At 72.3% G+C, this 20,609-nt stretch carries 8 protein-coding genes and 2 pseudogenes; 3 read left to right on the top strand and 7 right to left on the bottom strand.

Annotated features, from left to right (window positions below):
- Positions 1 to 17: 17 nt before the first annotated feature.
- Genes UK12_RS36545 through UK12_RS12550 form a run of 3 tightly spaced genes read right to left on the bottom strand, consistent with a single transcriptional unit; the run spans position 18 to position 14,523 of the window.
- Positions 18 to 7,988, bottom strand: a complete 7,971-nt coding sequence (locus UK12_RS36545; RefSeq protein WP_052681832.1) for a type I polyketide synthase — start codon at positions 7,986 to 7,988, stop codon at positions 18 to 20.
- Positions 7,985 to 12,439, bottom strand: coding sequence for a MupA/Atu3671 family FMN-dependent luciferase-like monooxygenase (locus tag UK12_RS12545; protein WP_045302975.1), 4,455 nt, complete (start codon positions 12,437 to 12,439; stop codon positions 7,985 to 7,987). The genes UK12_RS36545 and UK12_RS12545 overlap by 4 nt, the downstream gene beginning before the upstream one ends.
- Before the next feature lie 29 nt (positions 12,440 to 12,468).
- Complete coding sequence (locus tag UK12_RS12550; RefSeq protein WP_045302976.1) at positions 12,469 to 14,523, bottom strand: AMP-binding protein; 2,055 nt, start codon at positions 14,521 to 14,523, stop codon at positions 12,469 to 12,471.
- 279 nt (positions 14,524 to 14,802) lie between these two features.
- Here UK12_RS12550 and UK12_RS43205 point away from each other — a divergent pair.
- A pseudogene (locus UK12_RS43205) lies at positions 14,803 to 14,976 on the top strand (LLM class F420-dependent oxidoreductase); the annotation flags it as partial.
- A gap of 66 nt (positions 14,977 to 15,042) precedes the next feature.
- Here the strand turns inward: UK12_RS43205 and UK12_RS43210 are convergent.
- A pseudogene (locus UK12_RS43210) lies at positions 15,043 to 15,576 on the bottom strand (transposase); the annotation flags it as partial.
- Positions 15,577 to 15,954: 378 nt separating this feature from the next.
- Positions 15,955 to 16,737, bottom strand: coding sequence for a 3-oxoacyl-ACP reductase FabG (gene fabG / locus UK12_RS12555; protein ID WP_045302977.1), 783 nt, complete (start codon positions 16,735 to 16,737; stop codon positions 15,955 to 15,957).
- A gap of 801 nt (positions 16,738 to 17,538) precedes the next feature.
- Here fabG and UK12_RS12560 point away from each other — a divergent pair.
- Positions 17,539 to 17,832 carry a hypothetical protein gene (locus UK12_RS12560; RefSeq protein WP_045302997.1) on the top strand — a complete coding sequence of 98 codons (294 nt, stop codon included), beginning with the start codon at positions 17,539 to 17,541 and terminating at the stop codon, positions 17,830 to 17,832.
- 339 nt (positions 17,833 to 18,171) lie between these two features.
- Here the strand turns inward: UK12_RS12560 and UK12_RS12565 are convergent, their stop codons facing one another.
- Positions 18,172 to 19,107 carry an NADP-dependent oxidoreductase gene (locus UK12_RS12565; RefSeq protein WP_045302978.1) on the bottom strand — a complete coding sequence of 312 codons (936 nt, stop codon included), beginning with the start codon at positions 19,105 to 19,107 and terminating at the stop codon, positions 18,172 to 18,174.
- A 102-nt stretch (positions 19,108 to 19,209) separates the two neighbouring features.
- Positions 19,210 to 19,743 (bottom strand): MDR family NADP-dependent oxidoreductase, encoded by a 534-nt coding sequence (locus UK12_RS12570; protein ID WP_052681834.1) that lies wholly within the window; start codon positions 19,741 to 19,743, stop codon positions 19,210 to 19,212.
- A gap of 147 nt (positions 19,744 to 19,890) precedes the next feature.
- Here UK12_RS12570 and UK12_RS12575 point away from each other — a divergent pair, with 147 nt between their 5' ends.
- A complete protein-coding gene (locus tag UK12_RS12575; protein WP_082119551.1) occupies positions 19,891 to 20,559 on the top strand; it encodes a TetR/AcrR family transcriptional regulator in 669 nt (222 codons plus the stop codon).
- Positions 20,560 to 20,609: the final 50 nt, after the last annotated feature.

Below are 20,609 nucleotides of genomic sequence, written 5' to 3' on the forward strand. Positions count from 1 at the left end.
CGTGCTCGGGATCCGGATCAACGGTCGGCAGGGGCGGGCAGGTCGGCGCGCATCATGTCGCCGAGCGCCACGACGATCTTCCGCGGCCCGACGAAGGGACGGCGGGCGTGCGCCACCAGCATGTTGTCGGTGACGAGGACGTCGCCCTCCTGCCAGGTGAAGACCAGCGCCTCCCGGTCCATCACCTCGCGGACCTCGGCGACCACCTCGTCGGGGATGACCGAGCCGTCACCCCAGTAGACGTTCCTGGGCAGACCGGCTTCCCCGTACAGCGCCTCCAGCGACTGCCTGGTGTCCGCGTCGAGGCACGAGGGGTGGTGCAGGGCGAGCTGGTTGAAGAAGACCGCCTCGCCGGTGCGGGGGTGCGGCAGCACCGCGTCGGCCCGCCGCCAGGTGCGCAGGGTGCCGTCGGGCAGCCAGCTGAAGCCCTCACCGGCCTCGGCGCACTTGCGCTCCACCTCGGCCCGGTCCTCGGTGCCGTAGAACCTGGACCAGCTCACGTCCACGGCGTCGATGAAGTTGCGGACGTAGCGCAGCCCGCGACGGGTGAACTCCTCGGCCAGCTCGGGGCGCAGGCTCGCGAGCACGCGCCGGCAGTCCACGATCGGCGTCTCGCCGCCCTCGCGGGCCGCCACGACGCAGGAGAAGAACTGCCGCATCGGCCAGGTGTGCAGGTGCGAGCTCTCGTTGTGGAAGAGGATCGACCGGTCGTCCGGATAGGGCGTGGACTTGTAGACGCGGGTCGACTCGCCCTCGCGCGGCAGGTCCCCGTACTCGGGGAAGAGCGTCGGGCAGATCGCCGAGGCCGCCTCCTCGAACCGGTCGACCGAGCCCTTGTGGAAGCCCCGCAGCAACACCGCCCCGTGCTTGTGCAGATGGGCGTCGACGGCATCCCGGTTGCCCCGCAGCCACCCCGCGAGGTCGACGCCGGCCTCGGCGGGCTCCAGCACGAGCGGAGCCTGCGGCAGACCGGGGAGGAAGCCGGTGCGTACCGGACTGATCCGGCCGACGTCCACTGAGCGGCGCTTGGCGCTGCGCAGCGACTGGAGCCTGGTGCTGTGGGAGTCCCGCTCGGTCATGTCTCGCGTCCCGTTCTCGTCGTTGTTCTCCATGCGCAGCTCGCCGATCCGGGTGTCCGGCGCCTCGGCGGCGTCGTGCAGCACGCGCACGAGACGCGTCGCCATCCGGTCGATCGTGGCGGCGTCGAAGAGTTCCGCGTTGTAGATGAAGGTGCCGACGATCCCCTGGGCCTGCTCCTCCATGAACAGGGTCAGGTCGAACTTCGTGTGCAGCGCGTCGACTTCGACGGTGCGCGCGGTGATCCCGGGAAGTTCGAGGGTGATGTTCAGCTTCTGCAGCAGGAACAGCACCTGGAACAGCGGCGTGTGCGCCGCGCTGCGCTCCTGACGGAGCTCGTCGACGAGCGTCAGGAACGGCAGGTCCTGGTGCGCATAGGCGTCGACCGACGTCGCGCGGACGCGGGCGAGCAGCTCCCGGAACGTGGGGTCGCCGCCGAGGTCCGTGCGCAGCACCAGGTTGTTGACGAACATCCCGATCATCTGCTCGAACACCGCCCGGGTCCGGTTGGCGTTCGTCGTGCCGACCGAGACGTCCGTGGTTCGGGCCAGGCGCGACAGCAGCACCTTGAAGCCGGCGAGCAGCACCATGAAGAGGGTGGCGCCCTCGTCCCGGCCGAGTCCGCCGAGCCGGTCGGCGAGCTCCGGCGGGACCACGAACCGGTGCACCGCGTTGCGGATCCGCTGCGTCTGTGGCCGCGGCCGGTCCGTCGGCAGTCCGAGCAGCTTCGGCGCTCCGGCCAGCTGGCGCCGCCAGTAGGCGAGTTGCTGGTCGAACAGCTCGCCGTCGAGCCAACGCCGCTGCCAGTCGGCGAAGTCCGCGTACTGGTGGTCGAGCGGAGCCAGCGGTGATCCCTCGCCGCGCACGAACGCGGAGTACAGCCTCACCAGTTCCTCGACCAGGACGCCGAGCGACCAGCCGTCGGAGACGATGTGGTGGATGTTGACCAGCAGGACGTGGTCCGCTTCCGCGACCCGCAGCAGGGCCACCCGGATCAGCGGACCCCGCTCCAGGTCGAAGACGGTGCGCGCGTGCTCCTGGGCGAGCTCCTCGATCTCCTCCTCGGCCACCTCGCGGACCGGCAGGTCGACCGTGACGTCCTCGTGGATCCGCTGCACCGGCGAGCCGTCCACGGCATGGACGGTGGTGCGGAGCACCTCGTGCCGTCCGACGACCTCCCGCAGTGCGCGCCGCAGCGGCTCGATCTCCAGCCGGCCCAGCAGACGCACCGCTCCGGGGATGTTGTAGGTCGCGCTCGGGCCGTGGAACTGCTCCGCCAGCCACAGGGACTGCTGACCGAAGGAGAGCGGCACGGCGTCGGTCCTGGGCACCCGCAGGAGCGGGATGTCCGCGTGGGCGTCCTCCGATTGCGCCGCCCGCACCTTCTCGGCCAGGCCGGCGACCGTCGGGGCGTCGAACAGGGCCTTGACCGCCAGATCGACGCGGAAGCGACGTCGGATCCGGGCGATCACCTGCGTGGCCAGCAGCGAGTCGCCGCCCAGCCGGTAGAAGTCGTCGTGTGCGCCGAGATCCTCGGTGCCGAACAGCTGCCGGAAGATGACGAGGATCTCCTCCTCGACGTCCGCCGCGGCGGCCTCCGTCGCCCCCGAAGCCCCGCGCGGAGACCTGCTGCGCCGGTCGGCGACCGGGCCGAGGTCCGGAGCCTCCCCGGCCAGGACCACCGCGCCGGGCCGGCCGATGGCCTGCTCCAGCAGGGCCGGGTCCCCGTCCGCGTCCCAGCGGACCGCGGTGACCCGGTCGTCGTCGGCGAAGACGTCGAAGACGCTGCCGGCGATCGCGGGGCGCAGGGCGCCCGTGCCGCCGGTGACGGCCCGCGCGGGCGAGACGAACGCGAGCGTCGGGACCCCTGCCTCGGCCGCGGCGCGCACCAGGGTCCGCGCGGCGGCGACGTGCGGAGCCGCCAGGGCCGGCAGGTCGGCCGCCGACCACGGCGGCGGTGTGTCGTCGAGCGGCAGCTCCGGTGCGTGGACGATCCCGTCCACGCACCCGAACCGCGCGGCGGCGTGGGAGAGGACCCGCGCGATCTGCTCCTGCGAGGTCGGATCGGCGCCGACGACCATGACCTCGGCTCCCAGGGCCTCGAGCTCCCGCACGGCCCCGATGCGCTCCCGGGTGGTGCGCAGGACGGCCTCGGCGCGACGGGCGAGGTGCGCCCGGTAGCCGGGCGAGTCGAGTGTCGCCGGCTGCTGGGCGAGCACCAGGCCGTAGTCCGTGGCGCTTCGAACGGCTTCGTCGCGCGGGAAGGAGACGACGTCCGCGAACGGCCGCTCCCGCAACACCCGGTCCCAGGTGTCCAGCGGAACCAGCGGCGAGCCGGTCCGGACCTCCTCGTCCTCGAACAGCCACCACCCCTCGGCGAGCCCCCAGAGCAGCTCGACCCAGCGCAGCGACACCACCGCCTCGACCAGGCCGAGCAGCCCGCCCGGAGAGATCAGGCCGCGCAGGTTCTCGACCGTCTGCGCGATCCTCGGCGTCGCATGGACCACGTCGAACCCGATGACGGCATCGAAGGAGTGCGCCTGGAGTCCTTGCTCGACCGGGTCGCGGGTGATGTCGAAGACCTGGCAGTCCAGGGCCGTGAAGCCACACCCGGCGGCCCACCGCCGGGCCCGGCGGACGAAGGAGCCGCCGAGGTCCGTGAAGCAGTACTCGACCTCCCGCCCGCGCAGCGCCGCAGCGACGATCCTGGTCAACTGGCCGTTGCCGCCGCCGACTTCGAGCACCCGCAGCGGCCTTCCCGGGGCCGAGTCGGCCAGGTCGGCCAGCAGGCGCCCGAGCAGGTCCGCGTAGACGCGGTAGTTGCTGGCATCCAGCAGGGTGCGGAACGCCTGCTCCAGCCGTGTGGGATCGCCGTTCGGGAAGAGCACGCCGACGGCGTCGATGTCGCCGCTCAGCGCCGCCGGGAAGTTGCGTACGCAGTGGTCGAGGAAGGAGATCGTCGGCTCGAAGCCGGGCAGCAGGGCGTTGGCGGCGGCGGAGTCGAACAGTTCCACCTGCTCCGGTCCGAGCAGGACCTCGACCCGGTCCCCCTCGCAGCGGACGACGCCGTCCTCGTGCAGCACCTGGAGGAAGAAGTCGAGGAACTTGACGAACGCCGGCCGGATCCGCATCCGCTCGGCGATCGCGGCGCGCCGGTGCACCACGCCGGCCCGCAGGTCGACTCCGCCGTCCCGCAGGGTCCGGTACACGTGGCTGCCGCAGAGCCGGTTCAGGACCGCGCCCACCGTGTCCCGGTCCCAGGCGGCCCCGGCCGCCTCGGCGAGTCCACGCTCGGCGGCGGACAGCTCGGCCTCTCGCTGCCCCAGCTCGGGCAGGGTCCCGGCGCCGGACACCGCCGCGAGCGCGAGTCCCGGCCCGGTCCCCTCGTCGAGCCAGCCGGACCACTGCGGCTCGGGCGGCAGGGGACGCCGTTCCACCAGGGTGAGCCTGGCCCGGCGCTGCCGCGCCAACCGGCGCGCGAGGAGCATGGGCACCTCGGCGGGCCCGCCGGTGAGGACGAAGCTCCGGCCCGACGGGGCCGTGTCCGTCGAGCGGGCCTCGTAGCACTCGACGTGGCGCGTGCCCGCGCGGAACGCGACGACGGTCTCGGCGACGCCGCCGGCGAGTTCGCCCACGATGCCGTCGGCGGCCTCGGCGAGCCGGTCGTCCACGTCCACGCAGACCACCGCCAGCTCCGGATGGTCGGCCGCGATCGCGCGGCAGAAACCGGTCAGGGCCGCGCTGCTCGGTGACGGGTCGTCATCGGCCGTGATCCGGTGCAGCCCGTGTGCCACCAGGGCGAGCTGGAGCTCGTCGTCCTCGGCCCCGGCGAGCAGCGCCTCCACCCATGTCCCCGCCAGGCGCAGTTCGTCCCCCGGGGCGGGCGCCGAGGCTCCCGCCGTGCCGTGGCCGCACTCCAGCACGATGTGGCGGGGCAGGCGTCCGCGCTGCCGCAGCGCGCCCAGCAGCGCGGCCACGTCCTCGGGGTGTGCCGGGTCGAGGGCGAAGCCCTCGTCCTGCGCGGCGAACGCCGCGCCGCGCCGCACCCGGACGACGCTCTCCCCCTCCTTCTCCAGGCGGTCCGTCAGGGCCTGGCCCAGCTCGTCATCGGCCACGATCAGCCATTCACCCGGCTGCCACGCGGCGCCGTCGGGACCCGGACGCGGCGCGGGAGTCCAGCGACGGACCTGGCCGACCCGCTTCTCGCTCGCGACCGGCTCCTCGCTCCCGACCGGCGTCGCAGCTGCGGGAACCGGCTCGATCCAGTGGCGCTCCCGCTCGAACGGGTGACCGGGCAGCGGCACGCGGTGCCGTTGCTGGCCAGCCCAGAACTCCTCCCAGTCCACCGGCACGCCGGCGCAGTGCAGGGCTCCGAGGGCCTCCAGCAGCGCCTCGGCATCCGTCCGGGCGTCCTCGGCGCCCCGCGCCGAGGCGATCACCCGGTGCGCCGGGACGCCGCTGCGGCGCACCATCGAGGTGAGCGTCCGCCCGGGGCCCACCTCGAGGAACACGTCCGCGCCCTGCTCGGCGGCCGTGCGGACGGCGTCGGCGAAGCGGACCGTCCCGCGCAGCTGTCGGGCCCAGTACCCCGGGTCGCCGAGCTCATCGGCCGCCGGCACCCGGCCGGTGAGGCAGGACACCACGGGGATCCGCGGCGCACGCAGGTCGAAGCGGGCCACCTGCTCCTCGAAGGGAGCCACGACCGGGTCCAGCATCGAGGAGTGGAAGGCGTGCGAGGTGCGCAGCCGACGGTGCTCCACGCCCTGGGCGGACAGCCGCCTCTCCAGCTCCTCGATCGACGGGTGGGGGCCGGCGGCGACGCACTGCTGCGGGCCGTTCACGGCCGCCAGGGAGCAGTCCCCCAGCAGGGGCAGCAGCGCCTGCTCGTCCAGCGACACCGCCAGCATCGCGCCGCCGGGCATCTCGTTCATCAGCCTCGCGCGTTCGATGACGAGGTCGAGCGCGTCCTCGAACCGGAGGACCTCGGCCAGCGTCGCCGCCACGTACTCGCCCAGGCTGTGCCCGATCAGCACGCACGGCCGCACGCCCCACGCCATCCAGAGCCGGGCGAGCGCCAGCGTCACGGTGAACAGGGCGGGCTGGGTCAGCCAGGTCTGGTCCAGCCGCTCTCTCGCCCGCTCCTCGTCCGCGAGGTCCGGCCAGATCACCCGGCGCAGGTCCACGCCGAGCCGGTCGGCGGCGTGCTCCGCGCAGCGGTCCACCACCTCGCGGAAGACCGGCTGGTCGGCGAAGAGACCGGCCAGCATCCGCACCTGCTGGGCGCCCTGACCAGGGAACACGAAGGCGACGCCCGGGGCGTCCGCCCCGGCCACGTGGGAGAGCGCTGCCGACGGACGGTCTCCCTCCAGGGCCTCGATCGCCTCGGCGTGATCCCGGCACACGATCGCGCGCCGATGCGGGTGCGCCCGGCGGCCGGTGCTCAGGGTGAACGCGAGGTCCGCCAGCGGCGTGTCGCCGGCCGCTCGGAAGGCGTCCGCCAGTTCGGCGCCCAACCGGTCCAGCGCCTGCGGCGAGCGCGCGGAGAGGACGACGAGCTGCTCGTCGCGGGAGGGCCCCGACGCCGGACGGACCGGCGCCTCCTCCAGCACCACGTGGGCGTTGGTCCCGCCGATGCCGAAGGAGCTCACCCCCGCGCGCCGGGGCGCCCCGTCCGGCGCCGACCAGGGACGCAGCTCGGTGTTGACGTAGAACGGGCTGCGGGCGAAGTCGATGGCCGGGTTCGGCTGCTCGAAGTGCAGACTCGGCGGGAGCCCGCGGTGCCGCAGGGCCTGGACGGTCTTGATCAGGCCGGCGATCCCGGCCGCCACGTCGAGATGGCCGACGTTGGTCTTGAGCGAACCGATCGCGCAGTACTGGCGGCGGTCGGTCTGTTCCCGGAACGCCCGTGTCAGACCGGCGAGTTCGATCGGGTCCCCGATCACGGTGCCGGTCCCGTGCGCCTCCACGTACCCGACCGTGTCCGGTTCGACGTCGGCGAAGGCGAGCGCGTCGGCGATGACAGCGGCCTGCCCGGTGGCGCTCGGGGCGGTGAAACCGGCCTTCGCGGCGCCGTCGTTGTTCACCGCCGAACCCCGGATCACCGCGAGGACGTGGTCGCCGTCGGCGACGGCCTCGGAGAGCCGTTTCAGCAGCACCAGACCCACGCCGCTGCCGAACCGCGTCCCACCGGCGGCGGCGTCGAAGGCCCGGCAGTGCCCGTCCGGCGAGTGGATGCCGCCCTCGTGGTACTGGTAGCCCACCCCGCTGGGCAGGATCGCGCTCGCACCGCCGGCGACGGCGAGGTCGCACTCGTATCCGAGCAGCGCCCGGCATGCCTGGTGCACCGCGACGAGGGAGGTCGAACAGGCCGTGTCGACCCCGACGCTCGGGCCGGTGAGGTCGAACTTGTGCGAGATCCGGGTCGGCGCGAAACCCTTGTCGGTGGCGAAGAAGATCCGCTGCATGCCGACCTGCTCGATGAGCTCCGGACGGCCGAGCAGGTTGTTCACCAGGTAGGAGGGGAAGCCGACGCCGACGTAGACCCCGGTGGTGGCGGTCAGCGTCTCCGGGTTGTAGCCGGCGTGGTCGAACAGCGCCTGAGTGCTCTCCAGCAGCATCCGGTGCTGCGGATCGAGGATGGCCGCCTCCATCGGCGTCAGTCCGAACAGACCGGCGTCGAACTGCTCCATCCCGTCCAGCACGGTGGCTGCCCGGACGTACCCCGGCTCGCGGAACTGCCGCTCCGGGACGCCCGCGGCGAGCAGGTCCTGGTCCGACAGCCAGGTGACGGACTCGATACCGTCCGCGATGTTGCGCCAGAACTCCTCCGGATCCCGGGCCCCGGGGAACCGGCCGGCCATGCCGATGACCGCGATGTGCTGGATGTCGTCGTCGGTGTCACGCTCGCTCACGAGCTCTGCCTCCTGCGCTGCTGCCGCCGGACGGCGGCCCTCTGCTTGTTCGCCCGGTCGTCGACGCGCCCGCGCTCGGCGTCGGCCGCGCCGCCGGAGCCCAGACGGGCGGCCAGGGCGGCGATCGTCGGATAGGTGAAGATGTCAACGAGCTCGATCGGGCCGAGGCCCGCGCCGTGGATACGGCTGTGCAGCCTGGCCGCGAGCACGGAGTGGCCGCCGACTTCGAAGAAGTTCTCGTGCACGCCCACCGAGTCGCGCCCCAGGAGTTCGGCCCAGATCCGCTGCAACGCACCCTCGGCCTCGTTGCGCGGGCCCACGTACCCGACCAGAACTCTCGCGGAGACCTCGGCGGCCGATCGGACCAGCGCGCTGCGGTCGGTCTTGCCGTTCGGCGTCAGTGGCAGTGCGCCGCGTTCCACGAACCTGGAGGGCACCATGTACTCGGGCAACAGGCCGCGCGCGTGCGCGCGCAGGGCCTGCTCGTCGCAACCGGCGTCCCCGCGGGGGACGACGAAGGCGACCAGGCTGCTGTCGCCCTCCCCGTCCCGTCGGGCGATCACCGCGCACTCCGCCACGTCCGGGTGGGCGCCGAGGACGGCTTCGATCTCGCCGGCCTCGATGCGGAAACCGCGCACCTTGATCTGATGGTCCACCCGGCCGAGGAACTCCAGTCGGCCGCCTCCCAGCGACCGGGCCAGGTCACCGGTGCGGTACATGCGCGCACCGGCGGCACCGGCGAAGGGATCGGGCAGGAACCGCTCGGCGGTCAGCCCCGGCCGGTCCCAGTACCCACGGACCACGCCGGTCCCGCCGACGAAGAGCTCGCCGACGACCCCGGGCGGCACCGGACGCAGGTGACGGTCCAGCACGTACAGCGTGGTGTTGGCCAGCGGTCCGCCGACGGTGACCCGGCCCGACGCGTCGACCTCCAGCGGCTGCACGGCCGACCAGACGGTCGTCTCGGTCGGGCCGTACATGTTGAGCACCTGCTCGACGCCGGATGTGCCGAGCCGCTCCACCAGCTCCGGCGGCGCCGCGTCGCCGCCGACCAGCAGCCGCCGCAGCGGGCCGAACCCGGCTCCGGTCCGGTCCGCCTCCAGCAGCATCCGGGCGTAGGCGGGAGTGCACTGAAGGTGCGTCACCCCGTGCCGGGACAGGGAATCCGTCGGCAGCCGCCCGGACGCCTCGGTGAGCAGCCGGCGGACCGTCACGACATGGTCCAGCGCGGAGAGCGCCAGTTCGTCGTCGACCCCGAAGTCGACGAGACAGGCGATCTCGTCGACTCCCGCGTCCGCCAACTCCCGTACCAGGGAAGCGCAGTGCTCGGGCGTGCCGAAGAGCGCACTGCTGCCCGCGAAGCGCTGGTAGGCGTGCTCGACGATCAGCTCCCGGTGCTGCACCGGATCGAGGCCGAGCCCCTTGGCCAGCCCCTGCATCAGATCGATCGAGCTGCGCAGGTAGTTCTTGAACGGCTCGCGGACGGCCTCCCGGGCCACGTCCGGGTCGGGGTGGACGAAGGTGTGGAGCATGAGGGTCACCACGCCCTCGTCGTGTCCCGCCTCGGCCCGCGCGGCGCGGTACACACCGATCTTGCGGGCCAGCTCCTGGACGTTCTGCCCCAGCAGGTGGGTCAGCAGGTGGGCACCGGCCGCGCCCGCCTGGCGGAACGTCTCCTCGCTGCCCGCCGCGGTGGCCCAGACGGGCAGTTCGGGCTGAACGGGCCGGGGCAGGGTGGCGACCTCCACCTCGGCACCGAGTCCGTTCACCCGCCGCACGGCCTCGCCGCGCCACAGGGCTCGCACCGTCTCGATGTCCCGCCACATCCGTTCCTTGCGGTCGGCGAACCGCTCCGGTGCCAGCACGAAGTCGTTCGGCTGCCACCCGGACGCGAAGGAGAGGCCGACCCGTCCGCCGGAGAGGTTGTCGACGGCGGCCCACTCCTCCGCGACACGCAGCGGATCCTGCAGCGGAAGGACGACGCTGCCCGCCCGGAGGGCGACCCGCTCGGTCACCGCGGCCACCGCGGCGGCCAGGACCGACGGGTTCGGGAACGCGCCGCCGAAAGCGTGGAAGTGCCGTTCCGGGAGCCAGACCGCACGCAACCCGTTGGCGTCGGCGAAACGCGCTCCGTCCAGCAGCATCCGGTAGACATCGGGCCCCCGGCGCTCGCCGGAGTCGGAGGCGAAGTAGAACAGGCTGAAGTCCACCGGGCGGGACGGTGCGGAGCCGCTCGCCCCGGTTCGCCGCGCGGGCGACGCCCACCGTTCGGTCTCGATCACCACGCGGTAGCCGCGGCACAGGGTCCACAGCAGCTCGACGACCGAGATGTCGAAGCAGACGCTGGTGACCGCGAGCCAGACCGGCTGCTCGCCCGCCGGCGGCTCGCCCACGGCGCGGTCGAGGCCCGCGAACAGGTTGGCGACGTTGCGCCGCGTGACCATGACCCCCTTGGGTCGACCGGTCGACCCCGAGGTGTAGATGACGTAGGCGAGCGCGGCCTCCGGGGTCGTGCCGAGCGGCGTCGGCGCGAGCCGATCGGCCTCCCGTGCGAGCGTGTCCAGGGCGACGAGCTCGCCGGGACACCCCTGGACCGCACGCTCACCCGCCCGGTCCACCAGGCACAGCGCGATCCCACCGTCGTCGGCCATGTAGCCGAGGCGCTCCGACGGGTACTCCGGATCCAGCGGCAGATAGGCGCCACCGGCCCGGACGACGGCCAGCATGGCCACCACCAGCTCGATCGAGCGCTCGGCGCACAGACCGACCCGCACCTCCTCGCGCACCCCCCGCGCGCGCAGTGCGGCGGCCATGCCCTCGACCCGCTCCCCGAGCTCCCGGTAGGTCACCGACCGCTCGCCGCAGACCAGGGCCACCTCCTCCGGGGTCCGGCGCACCTGGGAGTCGAACTGGTCGAGCCAGGGCAGCTCGCCCAGTTCCACCGTCGGGCCGCCGGCCTCGGCGCGCAGCTCCTGTTCGGCCGCGCGGGACAGGGCCGGCAACTGCGAGACCGGCTGCTCCGGGCGCGCGGTGACGGCGTCGAGGAGCGCCAGGAAGCCGTCCGCGATCCGCTCGACGGTCGCCTGCTCGAAGAGGTCGACGTTGTAGGTCCAGGAACAGACGAAACGCCCGTGCGTCTCCTGTACGGCCAGGACCAGGTCGTAGGGGGCGCCGCGCTGGCCGGAGGCGGCCAGCGGCACGAGGGACACCGGCCGCCGGCCCGAGTCCGCCTGCTGCCAGACGTACATCACCTGGAAGAACGGGGAACGGCGCGGGTCACGCACCGGGTTGAGGCGCTCGACCAGCAGCGGGAACGGGAACGGGTGGTCCAGCGCCCGTAGCAGGGTGCCGCGGGTCCGCCCGAGCGCCGCGAGGAACGTGGGATCGTCCGCGAGCCGCGTGCGCACGACGACCGGGTCGGCGAAGAAACCCACCGTGTCCTGCACGTCGGCGGTGCGCCGGTTGGCGGCCGGCGTACCCACCACGACGTCGTCCGATCCCAGGTGCTTCTGCAGGAGCACCTGGAACGCCGACAGGAACAGCATGTTCGGCGTCGCGTCGGCCTCGCGTGCGACCCTGCCGATCGCGGCCGACAGCCGGTGGTCCAGCTCCACCGTGCGGCGACCGCCGCGGAAGGTCTGCACCGGCGGGCGCGGCCGGTCGAACGGCAGCCTCACCTCCGCCAGGTCGGCGAGCTCGTCGCGCCAGAACGACAGGGCGTCCGCCGCGCCCGGACCGGACAGCCAGTGCTGCTCACGTCGCACCTGCTCGGCGAAGTCGACGCCGTGCGGCACCACCGCCACGGCGTCGTCGGCCCGGTAGGCGGCCAGCCACTCCTCGACGATCACGTCGACGGAGCGCAGGTCCGCGGCGATGTGATGCACCGCCAGCGCCAGCACCGGACGCCGGTCGTCCGGACCGCTGCGCACCAGGGCCGCCCGGATCGGCACCTCCCGCTCGAGGTCGAAGGGCCGGTCCACGAACGTCTCGGCGAGGGACTCGACCAGATCCTCCGCGGTGGTCTCCTCGACGAGGACCGACGGAGGAACCTCCGCCACGCACCGCAGCGGCTCGCCGTCGTTCCAGCGGTAGGTCGTCCGCAGGATCGCATGACGGGTCATGACCGAACGCAGCGCGCGGTCGAGCCGCCCGGCGTCGAGGGCCTCGTCGGTACGGGCCACCAGCGCGAGGTTGTAGGCGACGCTGTCCGGGGTCAACCGCTGGTGCAGGAGCAGACTGCGCTGACCCGCGGTGAGGGGAGCGGCCGGAGCGGACCCGGCCGCCACGCGCAGGTGCTCCACGATCGCGTCCCGGCGGTCCCGCACCTGCTCCAGCAGCGCGGGCGTCAACTGCTCCTGCGCCCCACGGCACTGGAGCCGGCCCTCCTCCAGGAACAGCCTGATGCCCAGGGTCCCGACCCTGGCCACGAACTCGCGGACGTCCTCGGTCATCGCCGGCCTTCCCTCCCCACCCTCGCCCATCAACCCAGGTCCAGCTGAATGTCCGCAGCCGCCGGCCGCGTTCCCGGCCGCGTTTCCTGCGCGCGCAGCCGTAGCAGCGCGGCGAACTCCCCGACCGTGTGCACGGCGGCCACGTCGGACAGCGTCAGCCGGTGTCCGCGGCGGGTGTCCAGATCACCCAGCAGTCGCACCGCCTTCAACGAGTCGCCGCCGAGTTCGAAGAACCGGTCCTGGACGCCCACCCGCTCGACCCCGAGGACCCTGCTCCACGCGTCGGCCACCACCTGCTCGATCTCGTCGCGCGGCGCCGTGTACTCGGCGCGGGCCCGCTCCTCGCGCGGGTACTCCCCGGCCAGATAGGCGGCGCGCACGGCGGACCGCCGCAGCTTCCCGCTGGAGGTGCGCCGGATCCCGCCGCGCGGAACGAGGACGACCTCCCGGACGGCCACCGCGTGGCAGGCGCCGACCCGTTCACGGACGGCCGCGACGATGGCCCGGCGTTCCTCCGCGGCGGTCCGGCCCGCGGTCTCGATGGCCAGCACCAGTTCCTCCCCGGGCTCGCCGCCGACCGCGAAGGCCACGCACCGGCCGCTGCGGATCTGCGGATGTGCCTCCTCCACGGTCCGTTCGAGGTCGTGCGGGTAGTGGTTCCGGCCGTGCAGGACGATGAGGTCCTTGACCCGACCGGTGACGAACAGGCCGTCCGGTCCTGCGAACCCGAGATCACCGGTGCGCAGGAACGGGCCTTCGCCGGTGGCGAGCGTGGCCCGGAAGACCGACTCGCTCTCCTCCGCCCTGCCCCAGTACCCCTGCGCCACGCTGGGGCCGCTGACCCAGATCTCCCCCACTGCTCCCTCGGGCGTGCGCGCACGCGTCGCCGGATCGACGATCTCGATGCGCTGGCCCGGGTCCGCGCTCGGGCCGCAGCCCACGACCACCCGTGCCTCCGCCCCCGGTGCCGCCTCGCGCACCCGGTGGCGTTCGAGCTCCGCCGCGTCCAGTCGGGCCGTGCGGTCGCCCCCGGGCTGCGCCGTCACCACGAGGGTGTTCTCCGCCAGTCCGAAGGAGGGGTGGAAGGCATCGCGACGAAAACCCGCGCCGGCAAAGGCCCGTGCGAATCGGTCCAGCGTCGCGTGATGAACCGGTTCGGCACCGGATATCGCCACCCGCCAGTTGCTCAGATCCAGGCCGAGCACCGCTTCAGGATCGGCCTCGGCGGCCTGGGCTGCCATTTCGTAGGCGAAATTCGGAGCAGCGCTGACATACCCCCTGTAATGCGACATCGCGCTCACCCATCGCAACGGGTCGCGGAGAAACGCGAACGGCGCCATCAGCTGTGCCCGGCCGCCGCAGAAGAGCGCCATCAGTATTCCGCCGATAAGCCCCATGTCGTGGTAGGGCGGGAGCCAGAAGACGCCGTTCATCCGCCCCTCGACGCCGTAGGCGTCCCGGCCGGCGCGCAGGTTGTCCAGCAGATTCCGGTGCGAGAGCATGACGCCCTTCGGCTGCCCGGTGGAGCCGGAGGTGTACTGCAGCACGGCCAGGTCCTCGGGCCGGGTGTCCGGCGCCACCCAGGCGTCCGCCGACTCCGCGGAGACCGAGGAGGAGACGATCCACTCCACTCCGGAGAACTCCTCGTGCAGGGAACTCCCCGACAACCCTGCCATGTCGTCGACCAGCACACAGCGCGGGGCGGCGTCGGCCACGATCGCGCGGACCCGCTCTAGTCCGCGGTTCAACCGCGTCGCCTCCGGCGGATAGGCGGGCACCGCGATCGCGCCGGCCAGCATGGCGGCGTAGATCCCGACCACGTAGTCCGCCCCCGGCTGATTCAGCACCATGACGCGGTCACCGGGGGCCGCATGGCACTGGATCCGGGCGGCCAGGGCTTTGGCACGCTGCAGCAGCTCGCGGTTGGTCAGCTGTTGTTCGTGCCAGTTCCTCTGGTCGGTAAAGCGGTCGACAAAGGTGTAGGTGATAGCGTCCGGCATGTCTTCCGCGTGCCACCGAAGCAAGCCGTTGAGATCTCGGACAATGGGATCGGAGCTCTGCTTCGACACGGCCTGACCCTTCATAAGGAGCACCTTTCTGCTGGTCAGGCTACCGGCGCCTGCTGAATCCTCCGTGAAATCCCGCTGCGGGCCAGTGAAGCGGTACTGCGCCGCCTCGGGCGGACATCCTCGCGACGCGGAATTCCGGCCGGCGCGGCAACCGCATATCCGCTCAGGCTCGCGCGAAGGGTCCCACGATGCGTCTCGGGCTGACGGTTCCGGCTTTCCGGTGGCCCGCAGATCGCGGCGCGCCTGGCCCGGATCGCCCGCTCCGCGGACGAGCACGGCGTGGCGGGCCTGTGGGTGACGGACCGCTGCCTCCAGGTGGCCGTCAACGGCCGGGCCACAGACCCGATGCTCGACGGGGACCCCGCGTTCGCCTTCGCCGCCGCGCACACCTCGCGCATCCGCCCGGGAACGCTGTGCACCGGGGTGACCCACCGTCATCCGGGTCTGCTGGAAAGGCCGGTCGCCAGCCTCGACGTCCTCTCCGGCGGGCGCGCGCACCTGGGTATCGTGCCGAACACTTCGAGCGCCTCGCGGAGGTCCGTGGTCGACGACGGCCATGAGCGGGTGGTGGCCGTAGGTCTTCCTCCAGGTCCGCGTGGCATCCTCCTTGTCGGAACGGGCCAGCACGCCGTCGACGTCCGCCATCACCTGACCGTCGGCCTGCGGAGCGCCGGGCTCGGCCAACTGCCGGATGCGGTCGCTGACTTCGGTCCGGGCGGAGCGGATCGCGGCCGGTGCCCGAGAGCCCACCTCGGCGAGAGTGTCGACCAGGCGGGAGACGGTCGGGCCGGAGGCCACCGGCGCGAGGACGGCCGGTTCGGCCCGCAGCATCGCGACATCGGCCGGGCAGTCCTGCCCAAGGCGGTCGAGAGCGCGAGGTCCGGCAGGATCTTGCCCGGGTCGTGCACCGCCCGCAGCTTGCGCCACGGCGCGAGCGCCGCCGACGACGCGGCATCCGTACACTCTTGCGAGCCGTCTCCAGCAACAGGACCGCCCCGGCCTGCGAGACCACCGCACGACCGTTGCCCCGACTCGGACCGGCGGGTACGACCCGCTACGCCTCCTCACCGGGGGGCTTCCCTCCCAGTGCCGAACGGGACCTTCGACAAGCCCTGTCGTCCCGGCTCAGAGGCGTTCCTCGCTCATTTGATCACCTTCGGACGACCCTCTTCGTGGAAGTCCGAGGCGAGCCCTTGGTGCCGGGACGCCGGATCTCGGCGATCGCGTCCCGGGCCCGCCGCTTCGGCCGGAATCCGTCGGCGAGGGCCCCGCACCCACGGAAGTGATCACTGGAGAGCCGGATGCCTCGAAAACGGTCCCGTCGGCTTCGGAAGGGGCCGTCAGAACAGGGCGCCAGCACGAGGCGCCTCGTCGGCGGCCTACTTCGCTTGCAGCGGCGGGGACTGGAAACGGAGTCGTAGCTAGCGGGCCAGTCCCCGGCCTTGCTCAGATCGCGAGTCCACCGTCGATGCCGAGGACCTGCCCGGTGATGTATCCCGACCGGGCCGAGACGAGGAATGAGACGAGGTCGGCCACGTCCTCGGGGGCACCGAACCGGGCCAGCGGGATCTGGTTCAGGTGCTTCTCCCTCGTCGCAGGCGACATCGCCGACATCATGTCGGTGTCGACAAATCCCGGTGCCACCGAGTTCGCGCGGACGCCGAGCTTGCCGTACTCCTTGGCGAGGGCGCGCGTGAAGCCGATAATCCCGGCCTTGGAGGCGGAGTAGTTCGTCTGCCCCACCGCGCCGTACACACCGGCGATGGACGACAGCGTCACGATGACGCCCCTCCGGCGCTTGATCAGAGAGTGAAGCGCAGCTCGGCAGACGTGATATGTGCCGTCCAGGTTGGTGCGGACCACATCCTGCCACTGGACGTCGTCCATCAGTGCCAGCGGTCGGTTGCGGGTAATGCCCGCAGCGGTCACCACCGCGTCGAGGGCGCCCAGTTCGGCCTCGGCCGCCGCGACGAAGTCGCGGGTCTGCGCGGCTTCGGCGACGTCGACTCGCCGAACGAAGGTCCGGGCGCCGTGCCGGGCCGCTGCCTCGGCGGTCTCGTCGGCGGCGTCCGACCGCGAGCGGTAGCAGAACGCGACGTCGTAGCCGTCCGCTGCGAGGCGGGTCACGATCGCGCGGCCGATGCCCCGGGAGCCGCCCGAGACGAGGGCTACAGGCCGGGCGGCCGACGCGGTGTCCCGGGTCGGTACGGCTGTCTGTGTGTCGCTCATGCGGACTGCCCGTTGAATGCGGTGGTGATCACGCTGTGTCCTTTGGGATGGGGTGGAGGTACGCCGCCGTCGGGTCACGGCGCTGCAGAATTGGAGTGCGGGGCCCGCTGTTGCGTTCAGAGGACGGCCAGTCAGCAGGATCGAAGTGGCCGTGTCGTGGCCCGGTCCGCCCGCTGTGGCGAGCACTGCTCCCTCGCCGTCGCTACGGATTCAGTGGCTGGCGTCAGTGCGCGTCGTCGTCGAGGCGGGCGATCGACTCACCCCCGCAGTCAGGCTACGCAGAAATTCCTCAACATCGAGGGCCTCGGGTGCGCGAAGGGCCAATCCGACGACCGCAATCGGTCCCACGCTCAAAATCGACATCCTCTTGTGCGTCAGATCATTGTTCGTGCCCGGGTGACGCTATCGAAAGCTGCTGAACCAGGTGTGAACTGCGGCTGAGGGCCGATGAATCCGGACTGCGGACGAGTCACCCTCGGAGGGGCACGTGGCCTCCGCCCCAACCGGTGCCCTCGCGCGGCACATCGGAGGACGCGTACGGCGCTCGAACCACTGAAACGCCTGGTCGGCCGTGGCGTCCTCACCGAGCCCGAGCCCGGCGTGTTCCCCCTCACCAACCCGGAACCAGTCACCCCAGAAGCCAGCTCAAGCCGAACTCCGGCGGAAACCCGCAGAACACCCTCTGAGGAAGATCCGGCGACGTAGGCTTGCACTTTGGGTACTTGATCATGTTGAACCACTCCGGGGTGGGCCGGCCGTGCTGCCGTGCCCGTCCCCGGTGTTCGGGTGGGGGTAGCCGCTGTGTCGATCGAGTTCGTTCGCCGTCTGGATGGCCTGGTCTATCGCTTCCGCCGAGACGGCACGTTCAGCGGCAGACCGTCGTTCAAGCGGCTGGACCTGGAGCTGTGGTGCCTGTGGCTGCCGGAGCGGGGCTGGTGCACCCTCGGCGCTGACGGGGTGGCCAACTCCTGGCCGCTGTTGGGTCGGACAGGCCAGGAGATGTTCCCGCCCCTTGGCCCCTGGCGCAGTTGGAAGGCCGGCAAGTCGTACCTCTACGATCTGCGTCGCATCGACGAGCCAAGCCGAGAAAGCTGACGCGCCGTCGTCCGGGCGCGATCGCGCAGCCGCTGTACTCCGAGCAGGCCGAGCGAACCGGTCTCCCTTTTCCACAGCTCCGCCCCCGCTCGCGCGGGGCGGACCGGGTACCGGCGCGATGCGGACCGCCTGGCCGCGTTCGTCGTCAGGGGAGGAGTAAGCCGACGACCGGGCAATTCCGCTGCGAGTGATCCGCTTTGGCTGCGGCGACGAGGCACGTCCCTATGTCTGGATGGACCAGGACCGCCGAGCAGATCCTCGAATCCTCGCCGCCTCCCGCCCTGCCTCACACCCCGGTCTCCCGCCCTGCCTCGCGGCCCGGCCGGTCCGGCACGGGCCTCAGGGGCGGACGCTGAGCACGGTCTTCCCGCGGGCCCGGCCGCCCTCGACCGCGAGCAGGGCCGCCGCGGCCTGGTCGAGCGGGAAGACCTGCTGCACCACGGGCTTGAGCTCTCCCGACTCCACCAGGCCCGCGAGCTCGGCCAGTTGCGCCCCGTCCGGGTGCATGAAGAACGCGCTCACGGAGACTCCCCAACGCTCCCGCTGAGCCTCGATGTCGGGGACGAGGACGATCGACACCAGCGCGCCGCCCGGCTTCAGCACAGCGAAGGAGCGCGCCTGGGTGTCCCCGCCGACGGTGTCGAGGACCACGTCCACCGCGCCGACGACCTCGTCGAACTTCTCCTTGCGGTACTCGACGATCTGGTCGGCCCCGAGCCCGCGGGCCTGTTCCACACCGTCCGTGCCCACGGTGGTGACCACCTCGGCGCCCAGGTGCTTGGCGATCTGGATGGCGGCGGACCCCACACCGCCGGTGCCGCCGTGGATCAGTACCCGCTGGCCCGCCCGCAGCTGCGTCTGCTCCGTCAGAGCCTGCCAGGCGGTCAGCGCGACGAGCGGCAGCGAGGCCGCCTCCTCGAAGGAGAGCTGCGCCGGCTTCGCGGCGACCAGGTTCTCGTGCACCGCGACGAACTCGGCGAACCCGCCGCCCACCCGGGGGTCGACCCGGCTGAAGACCTCGTCGCCCACCGCGAACGCCGTGACACCGTCGCCGACCGCCGCGACAACGCCCGCGACCTCGTTGCCCAGGATCCGGGTCTGCGAGAGCTCGCCGGGCTGCATGAACCCCTTCACGGTCAGGTGGTCGATCGGGTTGACGCCCGCCGCCCTGACCTCGATCAGGACGTCCTGGCTCCCGACCTCGGGGGCGGGCACCTCGGCGACCGTCACCACGTCGCCCACCCGGCCGTACTTGTTGATCACTGCTGCCTTCACGGTCTGCTCCTCTGTCGTTCTGCCTGTACGGCTGTACGGCTGTGTGCCTGCGTGCCTGTGCGTGCGTGCCTGTAGGTGTCTGTGCGCGGTCGGTCGGGACGGTCAGTGCGCCGGCCGGCCGACGGTTCCGGCGGCGCCGGAGACGAAGACGACATCGCCCTCGGCCACCGGTGCCACCTCGGCCAGGCCGGCGTAGGCCGTCAGGCCGGGCATCCCCAGCACACCGAGGTAGGCGGAGGCCGGGGCCAGCGAGACGTCGATCTGCATGACCGCCGCGGCGTCGACGACGGCGTACTCGCGCCAGCCCAGCTGGTGCAGCACGGCGGTGCCGACCGGGACGGCGGCCGCCCGCGAGGCCACCACGATGCCCGTCGCTCCACCGCTCAGCGGCGCGCCCAGGTCGAACGGGGCGATGTAGGAACCGGTGCCCGCGTTCATCCGCCCCCGCATGTAGGGGTCGACGGACATCCACGTGTTGCGCACCAGCAGCTGGCCCTCACCAGGTTCCGGGATCGCGCTCTCCACGAGAGCGAAGTTCTCGGCGGTGGCCTCGCCGGCGGGGCGGGACGCCAGGTGGATCTCGCGCTGGGTCCCGGGCCGGGTCTCGTGCCGGGCGGCGGTCGGGGTGTCGGTCATGGCCCTGCTCCTGGGATCGGGGGTGGACGGTGCCGGGCAAACTGCTCCGTGAGGAGTATTTGACCTTTCGTTCCAGAAGTTACAGATTATGGAACGAAAGGTCAAATATGTGCGGCATCCGCCCCCGGGCTTGGGTACGGTAGGGCCATGGGAAGACCGCGGACGTTCGACGAAGAGGCGATCCTGGACCGGGCAATGCTCCTGTTCTGGCGCAAGGGCTACGAGGCCACGAGCATGAACGACCTGGTGGAGGAACTGCGGCTGGGGCGCGGCTCGATCTACGCGGCGTTCGGCGACAAGCACCAGCTGTTCGTCCAGGCGCTCGGCCGCTACCTCGGACGGCAGGCCGACCTGCTCGCCTCCGCTCTCGACGACCGGCAGCCCGCACTCCCCCAGCTGCGGCGCCTCTTCGAAACGCTGCTGCAGTCCGACTCCGCCTGCAGCGGTGCGGGCTGCTTCAGCGTCAACAGCATCGCCGAGCTGCTGCCGGGCGACGCCGCCGTCGCGGAGCTCGCCCGGGCCGGCCTGCGCAGCGCGGAGGACGCGTTCACCGCACAGCTCGAACGGGCCCGGGCGACCGGGGAGCTGACCGCCGCCGTGAGTCCGCGCGACGCCGCCCGCCTGCTGCTGGCCCAGGTCCAGGGGCTGCAGATCCTGCGCAAGGCCGACCAGGATCCCGAGCGCCTCGCAGCCTCGCTGAACTCGGTGTTCGAGCTGCTCCGAAGCCCGTCGGCGCCCGCAGTCACCGCGCCCGCCGCCGACATCGCGCCCGCCGCCGACCCGGACCGCGCCGGCGAGCCCGCACCGGCGGCCTGACCGGGCCGTCCGCCGACGTCGGCGCAGCGTGCCGGCCCCGGCCGCTCCGC

The organism is Saccharothrix sp. ST-888 (genome assembly GCF_000955975.1).
Lineage (GTDB): Bacteria > Actinomycetota > Actinomycetes > Streptomycetales > Streptomycetaceae > Kitasatospora.

Bases quoted from the DNA above. Each gene is read 5' to 3' on its own strand.
- UK12_RS12545 (WP_045302975.1), bottom strand. From the start codon at position 12,439: ATGACCGAGGACGTCCGCGAGTTCGTGGCCAGGGTCGGGACCCTGGGC.
- UK12_RS12550 (WP_045302976.1), bottom strand. From the start codon at position 14,523: ATGAAGGGTCAGGCCGTGTCGAAGCAGAGCTCCGATCCCATTGTCCGA.
- fabG (WP_045302977.1), bottom strand. From the start codon at position 16,737: ATGAGCGACACACAGACAGCCGTACCGACCCGGGACACCGCGTCGGCC.
- UK12_RS12570 (WP_052681834.1), bottom strand. From the start codon at position 19,743: ATGACCGACACCCCGACCGCCGCCCGGCACGAGACCCGGCCCGGGACC.
- UK12_RS12575 (WP_082119551.1), top strand. From the start codon at position 19,891: ATGGGAAGACCGCGGACGTTCGACGAAGAGGCGATCCTGGACCGGGCA.